Genomic DNA, 8,364 nt, shown 5'->3' with positions numbered 1-8,364 from the left:
GCCGTGCTGGAGCTGCCGGAGTCGCCGGAGGCCGGTGCGCCGGTGGTGCGGGGCGGTTCGGTTACAGCCCCAGGTCCTTGATGATCTTGGCGACGTGGCCGGTGGCCTTGACGTTGTAGAGGGCGCGTTCGACCTTGCCCTCCTCGTCGACGATGACGGTGGAGCGGATGACGCCGGTCACCGTCTTGCCGTACAGCTTCTTCTCGCCGAAGGCGCCGTACTCCGCCAGGACCTTCTTGTCGGGGTCGCCGACGAGCGTGACCTTGAGGTCTTCGGCCTCGCGGAATTTCGCGAGCTTCTCGGGCTTGTCGGGGGAGACGCCGATGACGTCGTAGCCGTGGCCGGCGAGGAATTCGAGGTTGTCGGTGAAGTCGCAGGCCTGCTTGGTGCAGCCGGGGGTGAGGGCGGCGGGGTAGAAGTAGACGATGACCTTGCGGCCGCGGTGGTCGGCGAGCGAGACCTGCTTGCCGTCGGCGTCGGGCAGGGTGAAGGCGGGGGCGGTGTCGCCGGGCTGAAGTCGCTCGCTCATGACTCTCCTCGTGGCTGGGTGGCTGTGCCCCCGAGCGTAGCCACGTCCCCGATCGGGGGTGCTGTGGGGCGTAGGCGCGGGGGAGCTGACAGACTGTCCACCACGGAACATCGACATGACGGAGGCAGCGCGGTGTCGGAAGCCAGGACCCCTGCGCAGATCGAGGCGGACATCGCCCGTAGGCGGCAGGAGCTCGCCGTGACGCTGGACGAGATCGGGGTGCGGGTGCACCCGTCGACGATCGTCGGCGACGCGAAGGCGAAGGTGGCCTCGACCGTGGACCGCACCGCGGGACGGGCGTACGTCGCGGTCAATCGCGTGGTCTCCGACGCGCGGGCGCAGTTCGTCTCGCCGGAGGGCGCGCCGCGGGTGGAGCGGATCGTGCCGGCGGCGCTGCTCGTGGTGGGTGTGGTGGGGCTGCTGGCCCTCTCCTCGCGCCGCCGCCGGGACTAGCGCCGCCCTTTTCCCGTACGGATCGGGTCCGGCGACCCCTACTTGTGCGGTCCCGTGTCCGCGTGGGCGTGCCGGGCAGGTACCTTCGTGGCGTGAGCGAGAATCCCACCCACGACAAGCTGCCCATCCGGATGCTGCACGACCGGGTGCTGGTCCGTACCGACATCCCGGAGGGCGAGCGCCGGTCGACCGGCGGCATCGTCATCCCGGCGACCGCGGCGGTCGGCCGCAGGCTGGCCTGGGCCGAGGTCGTGGCGGTCGGGCAGAGCGTGCGGACGGTGGAGCCGGGCGACCGGGTGCTGTACGACCCGGAGGACCGGGCGGAGGTCGAGGTCCGCGGCGTGGCGTATGTGCTGATGCGCGAGCGGGATCTGCACGCCGTGGCGGCGGAGCGGCTGGAGGGCTCCGAGGATTCGACGGGGCTGTATCTGTAGCGGCCGCACTGGTATCGCACTGTGCGAGAGGGCTGGTGGCCGAGGTCACCAGCCCTTTTCGTATGCCTTTTGCTACGGTTGGCGGGAACCCGACGAGACGCGCCGTACCGGGTAGGCAAAGACGACGCACCCCTGTTGAAGCTCGTTTTCACGGAGGCGCCGTCATGGCATGGATTCTGCTCACGATCGCCGGTCTGCTCGAAGTCGGCTGGTCGATCGGTATGAAGTACACCGAGGGTTTCACCCGGCTGTGGCCGAGCGTGTTCACGGTCGCGGGCATCGCGGCGAGCATGCTGCTGCTCTCGCAGGCCGCGAAGACGCTGCCGATCGGCACGGCGTACGGCGTGTGGGTGGGCATCGGGGCGGCCGGTGCGGCGGTGCTGGGCATGGTGGTGCTGGGCGAGCCGGCGACCGCGGCCCGGATCTTCTTCGTCTGTCTGCTGCTGGTGGCCGTCGTCGGTCTGAAGGCGACCTCCGGCCACTGAAGTGATCAGGACGCCAGCAGGTCGTCCACCTCGGAGGCGAAGAGCACGGCGGGGTCGATGCCCATGCCGGTGAAGTGTCCGGCGAGCTCCAGGGAGAGCACGCCGTGCAGCCGGGTCCAGGTCGTCAGCGCGCGGCGCAGTGTCGCGGGCGTCGCCGGGTGTTCGTGTGCCCAGTGGCGGTGGCCCGCGAGGTGCGTCTCCAGGTCTGTGGCGGGGCGCTCGGGCGGGGTGCCGCAGGCGCCGAGGAGCGCGGTCATGATCTCGTCGGCGATGGCGGTGACGTCGTCGGGCGCGTGGTAGCCGGGTACGGGCGTGCCGTAGATGAGGAAGTAGCGCTGGGGGTCGGCGAGGGCCCAGTCGCGCAGGGTGTGGGCCAGTTCGGCGAGGCCCGCGCCGTCCCCGGCGGCGGTGTACTGGACGGTGTCGGCGAGGCTGCGGTACGCGTCCCTGATGAGGGCGGTGATCAGTTCGTCGCGGCCGGCGAAGTAGCGGTAGAGGGCGGGGCCGCTCATGCCCATCTGCTTGGCGATCGCGTTCAGCGACAGTCCGGAGGCCCCCGAGGCGGCGATCTGCTGCCGGGCGTGGTCCTTGATCTCCGTACGTACTTGGTCCCGGTACCGCTCACGGGGGCTCGACTTGGCTGCGCCCATCACCCACCACGCTCCCTCTGACTGCGCTTGCCTTGGGTGACAACCTATCGCCACAGGTAGAGCGTGCAGCGCCGCCCGCTTTCCCCAGGCGTCCGCGACGCCGCTGTCCCAGGGCTGTCCAGGGCTGTCCAGGGCCGGCCTAGGGGTAGAGCAGGGAGTCCTGGTTGCCGAACGCGCCGCCCTCGTCGGGGCCGGAGGTCTCGGCGGGCGGGGTGGGGACGCCGGTCGGCAGGGTCGGGGCCTCGGTGGGCGGGGCGGCGGAGGTCGGCGGCTTGCTGGGGGTGGTGGGTTTGACGGAGGTCGGGGGGCCGGATGTGGCGGTGGGCTCGGTCGAGGCGGAGGTGGAGGGTGCTTCGGAGGGCGTGGTCGGCTCGTCGGTGGGGGCCTCGCCGCCGCTTTCGAGGTCCAGGTCGAAGTCCTCGGCGGGCTCGCCCTCCAGCGCGGCGGCGGTGTACGCGGCCCAGATCTGGGCGGGCGGGCCGCCGCCGTTCATGCGGGGCTGGCCGGCTGCCCCGTACAGCGGTTTCTGCACGGCGCTGTCGGGGTCCTGGCCCATGACGGCGACGACGGTGGCGAGGTCGGGGGTGTAGCCGGCGAACCAGGCGGCCTTGTCGTCGTCGGCGGTGCCGGTCTTGCCGGCGGCGGGCCGTCCGGCGGCCTGGGCGGCGAAGCCGGTGCCGTTGTCGACGACGCTCCGCAGGATCGACGTGGTGGTGTCGGCGGCTTCGCGGGGCACGGCCCGCTTCTTCTCCCGGCCGGGCAGCTCGACCTCCTCGGAGCCCTTCGTGGCCTTGGTGACCATCGTGTACGTGCCGTGCTCGCCGTGGCCGGCGAGGGTCGCGTACGCCTGGGTCATGTCGAGGACGCTGGCGGTGGCGACGCCGAGGGCCATGGAGGGGAAGGCGTTGAGGTTGGGGGTCTTCTTCGGCAGGCCGAGGGCGGTGGCGGTGTCCTTGACCTTCTGGGTGCCGACGTCCTCGGCCATCTGCGCGTAGACGGCGTTGACGGACTTGTCCATGGCCTTGGTGACGGTGACCCGGCCGTAGGAGACGTCGTCCTCGTTGGGCGGCGCGTAGCCGACGGGGCCGTTGGGGCCCTGCACCGGGCGGCGGTTGGTGCCGTCGTATTCGGTCTTGGGGGTGATCGTGGCGCCGCCCTGGGTGGTGGAGCCGTGCTGCACCGCGGAGGCGAAGATGAACGGCTTGAACGTCGAGCCGACCTGGTAGTCGCGGCGGGTCGCGTTGTTCACGTACTGCTTGGTGTAGTCGACGCCGCCGTAGAGGGCGACGACCTTGCCGGTCGACGGGTCGATGGACGCGCCGCCGGCCCGTACGTACGAGTCGACCTTCCGGGAGTCGCTGAGCTTGTCCATGAGCTGCTCGCGCACCGCGGTGACGAAGGCGTTCTGGCGCTTCTTGTCGATGGTGGTGGTGATGCGGTAGCCGCCGGAGGCCAGGGTCTGCTCGTCGATGAGCTTGTTGCTGGTGAGGTACGCCTTGACGGCTTCGACGAGGTAGCCGCGCTGGCCGGACATGCCGGCGGCGGGCTTGGCCTTGCCGGGCGTCGGGAATTTCATGGCGGCCCGCTCGGAGGCGCCGAGCCACTTCTCCTTGACCATGCCGTCGAGCACGTAGTTCCAGCGGTTCACGGCGCGCCGCTTGTTCTCGGGGTGCGCGGAGATGTCGTAGGCGCTGGGGGCGTTGAGGAGGGTGGCGAGGTAGGCGCCCTGCGCGGTGGTGAGGTCGTCGACGTCCTTGCTGAAGTACGCCTGGGCGGCGGCCTGGACGCCGTACGCGTTCCGGCCGAAGTAGCTGGTGTTCAGATAGCCCTGGAGGATGTCGTCCTTGCTCTCCTCGCGGTCGAGTTTGATCGCGATGAAGAACTCCTTCGCCTTCCGGCTGAGGGTCTGCTCCTGGCCCAGGTAGTAGTTCTTGACGTACTGCTGGGTGATGGTGGAGCCGGACTGCTTGCCCTTGCCGAGGACGGTGTTCCACGCGGCGCGCACCATCGCGCCGGGGTTGACGGCCGACTCGGAGTAGAAGCCGCGGTCCTCGGCGGCGAGCGCCGCGTGCTGCACGGTACTGGGGACCTTGCTGAGCGGTACGTTCTCGCGGTTGACCACGCCGTCGCGGGCGAGCTGGGAGCCGTCGGCGTAGAGGTAGACGTTGCTCTGCGCGACGGCGGCGTCGTTCGGCTTGGGGATGTCGACCAGCAGGTATCCGGCGATGAGGCCGCCCGCGATGAGCAGCACGATCAGCAGGAAGCCGCCGAGGAGCATGCGCCAGGTGGGCACCAGCCGGCGCCAGCCCTTGCGCTTGGGGCGGCGCTTGCCCGCCTTCTTCGTGGGCCAGCCGTCCGTCGTGGCGGCGCCGTCGCCGGGCTGCTGCTGCTCTGGCTGCTGGTCGCTCATGTGTGTGGGGACTCCTCGGCCGCCGCCAGGGCGCGGCCCGGCGTGACGGGATGGTGGCGGGCCGTCCCTAAATGTCTGGTACGCCCCGTAAAACACTCTCGCACCATGCGTTCCGTGGAAAGGGGACGGCTCGCACCTGTGACACCTCTGTAACGAGCCGTTCGGCCCCCGCTGTCCACTCGGACGAGTGAAAAATATGTGGCATCAGCCGCGATCATCTGGCTAGGCTCTGGCCTTTTGCTGCCGGGACCCGCGCTGAGCGGGCACGGAGCCGGCCGGCTCCGGATGGCCGCAGCGGCACGACAGACCTGAGAGCACGTCAAGTACGTCAAGCACGTCAAGTACGTCAAGTACGTCAAGAGCAAGGGAGAGCGCGAGATGCGGCTGTACGCAGCCGTCGCGGTGAACGGCTTCCGGCGCTACGCGACCTACCGGGTCGCCACCGTCGCGGGCGTCTTCACCAACACCGTATTCGGCTTCATCATCGCCTACACCTTCATCGCCCTGTGGAGCGAGCGGCCCCACCTCGGCGGCTACGACCAGTCGCAGGCCCTCACCTTCGTCTGGGTCAGCCAGGCGCTGCTCGCCGCGTGCGCGCTGCTCGGCGGCGGCTTCCAGGAGGAGCTCCAGGAACGCATCCGCTCCGGGGACATCGCCGTCGACCTCTACCGGCCCGTCGACCTCCAGCTGTGGTGGCTGGCGAGCGAACTGGGCCGGGCCGCCTTCCAACTGCTCGGCCGGGGCGTCGTGCCGCTGGCCGTCGGCGCGCTCGCCTTCGACCTCGCCCTCCCCGCCAACCCGCTGACCTGGCTGGCCTTCCTCCTCGCCGTCTTCCTCGGCATCGTCGTCGGCTTCGCCGTCCGCTATCTGGTGGCCCTGTGCGCCTTCTGGCTGCTCGACGGCTCCGGCGTCACCCTGATCGCCGGGCTGGCCTCGATGTTCTTCTCCGGCGTGCTGCTGCCGCTCAACGCCTTCCCCGGCGGCTTCGGCGAGGTCGTACGGACGCTGCCCTGGGCCGCGATGCTCCAGGTGCCCGTGGACGTCCTGCTCGGCCGGTCCGCCGGCCTCGGACTGCTCGCGGCGCTGGCGTTCCAGGCGGGCTGGGCGGTCGTGCTGCTCGGGGCCGGCCGGGCCCTCCAGGCGCTCGCCACCACGAAGGCGGTGGTCCAGGGTGGTTGACGGAATCCGGGCGTACGGCCTGATCGTCGCGATGTGGATCCGCTCGACGATGGCCTACCGCGCGTCCTTCCTGATGACGGCCCTCGGCAACTTCCTCGGCAGCGGACTCGACTTCGTCGCGATCCTGCTGATGTTCTCCCACGTCACGGCGCTCGGCGGGTTCACGCTGGCGGAGGTCGCGCTGCTGTACGGGGCGACGAGCACCTCACTCGGCCTCGCCGACCTCTTCCTCGGCTCCATGGACCGGATCGGGCAGCGCGTGCGCGACGGCACGTTCGACACCCTGCTGGTCCGCCCCGTGCCGGTCTTCGCGCAGGTCGCCGCCGACCGCTTCGCGCTGCGCCGGCTCGGCCGGATCACCCAGGGCCTGGTGGTGCTGGTCCTGGGGCTGACGGGCGCGGACGTGGTGTGGACGCCGCTGAACGTGCTGCTCATCCCGGTGATGCTGATCAGCGGCGCGGTCATCTTCGGATCGGTCTTCGTGGTGGGCGCGGCCTTCCAGTTCTGGGCGACCGAGGCCGCCGAGGTGCAGAACTCCTTCACCTACGGCGGCAACACGCTGCTCCAGTACCCGCCCACCGTCTTCGCCAAGGACCTGGTCCGCGGCGTGACGTTCGTCGTGCCGCTCGCCTTCGTCAACTGGCTGCCCGCGCTGCGGCTGCTGGGCCGCGAGGACCCGCTGCACCTGCCGGGCTGGGTCGGCCTGTGCGGGCCGCTGGTCGCGGCGGCCATGGCGGCGCTCGCCGGGCTGGCGTGGCGGACCGGCCTCAGAAGTTATCGGAGCACGGGAAGTTGAGAGTGCCGAGGGTGTCGAGGGTGGAGTCGCACGATGTACGACAGTGATGGCGATAGCGGTAACGGGCGCGATCCCGAGCGGTTCATCGAGTTGGACGGCGTGGAGAAGGTCTTCGACGTACGGCGCAAGGCCGGGCTGCTGCGCCGCGAGAAGCACCAGGTCCGGGCCGTGGACGGAATCAGCTTCACCGTGCCGCGCGGCCAGATGGTCGGCTACATCGGGCCCAACGGCGCCGGGAAGTCCACCACCATCAAGATGCTGACGGGCATCCTCGTGCCCAGCGGCGGCCGGCTGCGCGTCGCGGGCATCGACCCCTCACGCGAACGCACCCGGCTCGCGCGCCGCATCGGCGTCGTCTTCGGACAGCGCACCACGCTCTGGTGGGACCTGCCGCTGCGCGACTCGTACCGGCTCGTGCACCGCATGTACAAGATCCCCGACGCCCGGTACCGGGAGAACCTCGACCGCTGCGTCGAACTCCTCGACCTCGGCGACCTGCTGGACGTGCCCGTACGGCAGCTCTCGCTGGGCCAGCGGATGCGCGGCGACATCGCCGCCGCCCTGCTGCACGACCCCGAGGTGCTCTACCTCGACGAGCCGACCATCGGCCTGGACGTCGTCAGCAAGGCCAAGGTCCGGGACTTCCTGCGGGACGTCAACGCCGAGCAGGGCATGACCGTGCTGCTCACCACGCACGACCTCACCGACATCGAACAGCTGTGCAAGCGCGTGATGGTCATCGACCACGGGCGGCTCGTGTACGACGGCGGGCTGAGCGGCCTGCACGCGGTGGGCGAGAGCGAGCGGACCCTCGTGGTCGACCTGGAGCGCGAACTGCCGCCGATCGACGACGTGCCGGGGGCCCGCGCGGTCCGGGTCGAGGGCCCGCGGCAGTGGCTGGCGTTCGCCGCCACCGACAGCGCGGCCCCGATCGTCGCGGCGGTCGCGGAGCGGTACCCGCTGGTGGACCTGTCGGTACGGGAACCGGACATCGAGGCCGTCATCGCGAAGATGTACGCGGAGCGGTCGGTTTAGTGGGCTTGAAATCGGGGTGTTGTAGCTGCTGGTAGGGGGCGGTCGCCGCGGTGTGCCGTTTGTGTGAGGTGCATGAGGTGCATGAGGTACGCGCAGGGTGGCGGTCTGTCGGGCGAGGGTTCCCTGGAGTGCTGCCGCGCTGGGCGGCATTCGGCCTGGGCGAGTGCGGGTTTCGCCTCGGGCCTACGGCCCACAGCGCGGGCGGTGGTTGGGTGGGGCGGCATTGCGCCCGGCCGGGTGCGGGTTTCGTCTCGGACCCTCCGGGTCCAAGGCGCCGGCAGCGGAGGGGGAGGGGGAGGGGGCGGGGCTGCGCTCGGTTCGCTGCCTGCGGCTTGGTGGGTGGCTGAGGTCAGGGCTGGCTCCGCTGCGCTGCGCCGCTGGCTGCTGCCGCGA

At 70.6% G+C, this 8,364-nt stretch carries 9 protein-coding genes and 1 riboswitch; of the genes, 6 read left to right on the top strand and 3 right to left on the bottom strand.

Translation table 11 applies throughout. The annotated features are described in order from the left end of the window. Positions 1 to 61: 61 nt before the first annotated feature. Positions 62 to 529, bottom strand: a complete 468-nt coding sequence (gene bcp / locus ACFU99_RS23910; RefSeq protein WP_384395168.1) for a thioredoxin-dependent thiol peroxidase — start codon at positions 527 to 529, stop codon at positions 62 to 64. 132 nt (positions 530 to 661) lie between these two features. Between bcp and ACFU99_RS23905 the strand changes: the two genes are divergently transcribed. The 3 genes from ACFU99_RS23905 to ACFU99_RS23895 all read left to right on the top strand — a co-directional run bounded on the left by ACFU99_RS23905 (position 662) and on the right by ACFU99_RS23895 (position 1,901). Then, positions 662 to 982, top strand: a complete 321-nt coding sequence (locus tag ACFU99_RS23905) for a DUF3618 domain-containing protein (RefSeq protein ID WP_030875214.1) — start codon at positions 662 to 664, stop codon at positions 980 to 982. 131 nt (positions 983 to 1,113) lie between these two features. Further along, positions 1,114 to 1,416: a co-chaperone GroES gene (locus ACFU99_RS23900; RefSeq protein WP_048831771.1), complete on the top strand. Its 303-nt coding sequence runs from the start codon at positions 1,114 to 1,116 to the stop codon at positions 1,414 to 1,416. 65 nt (positions 1,417 to 1,481) lie between these two features. Beyond that, a riboswitch (guanidine-III (ykkC-III) riboswitch) is annotated at positions 1,482 to 1,547 on the top strand. 33 nt (positions 1,548 to 1,580) lie between these two features. Continuing rightward, positions 1,581 to 1,901 (top strand): DMT family transporter, encoded by a 321-nt coding sequence (locus ACFU99_RS23895; RefSeq protein WP_384395166.1) that lies wholly within the window; start codon positions 1,581 to 1,583, stop codon positions 1,899 to 1,901. A 5-nt stretch (positions 1,902 to 1,906) separates the two neighbouring features. Here the strand turns inward: ACFU99_RS23895 and ACFU99_RS23890 are convergent, their stop codons facing one another. Both ACFU99_RS23890 and ACFU99_RS23885 read right to left on the bottom strand, forming a co-directional pair. Further along, positions 1,907 to 2,551, bottom strand: coding sequence for a TetR/AcrR family transcriptional regulator (locus tag ACFU99_RS23890; protein WP_384395164.1), 645 nt, complete (start codon positions 2,549 to 2,551; stop codon positions 1,907 to 1,909). Between the two features lie 139 nt (positions 2,552 to 2,690). Next, positions 2,691 to 4,961: a transglycosylase domain-containing protein gene (locus ACFU99_RS23885; protein WP_384395162.1), complete on the bottom strand. Its 2,271-nt coding sequence runs from the start codon at positions 4,959 to 4,961 to the stop codon at positions 2,691 to 2,693. Between the two features lie 378 nt (positions 4,962 to 5,339). On the opposite strand from ACFU99_RS23885, the gene ACFU99_RS23880 reads away from it, so the two are divergent. From ACFU99_RS23880 to ACFU99_RS23870, 3 genes are read left to right on the top strand one after another with little or no spacing between them, the layout of a single operon-like run. Then, on the top strand, positions 5,340 to 6,140 hold the full coding sequence (locus ACFU99_RS23880) for an ABC transporter permease (protein WP_384395160.1): 801 nt from the start codon (positions 5,340 to 5,342) through the stop codon (positions 6,138 to 6,140). Between the two features lie 31 nt (positions 6,141 to 6,171). Then, a complete protein-coding gene (locus tag ACFU99_RS23875) occupies positions 6,172 to 6,936 on the top strand; it encodes an ABC transporter permease (protein ID WP_384395170.1) in 765 nt (254 codons plus the stop codon). A gap of 33 nt (positions 6,937 to 6,969) precedes the next feature. After that, complete coding sequence (locus ACFU99_RS23870; protein ID WP_384395158.1) at positions 6,970 to 7,971, top strand: ATP-binding cassette domain-containing protein; 1,002 nt, start codon at positions 6,970 to 6,972, stop codon at positions 7,969 to 7,971. Positions 7,972 to 8,364: the final 393 nt, after the last annotated feature.

It is taken from the genome of Streptomyces sp. NPDC057654 (assembly GCF_042800135.1).
In the GTDB taxonomy this organism is placed as follows: Bacteria; Actinomycetota; Actinomycetes; order Streptomycetales; family Streptomycetaceae; genus Streptomyces.
This window is presented reverse-complemented; position numbering and strand designations above follow the sequence as displayed.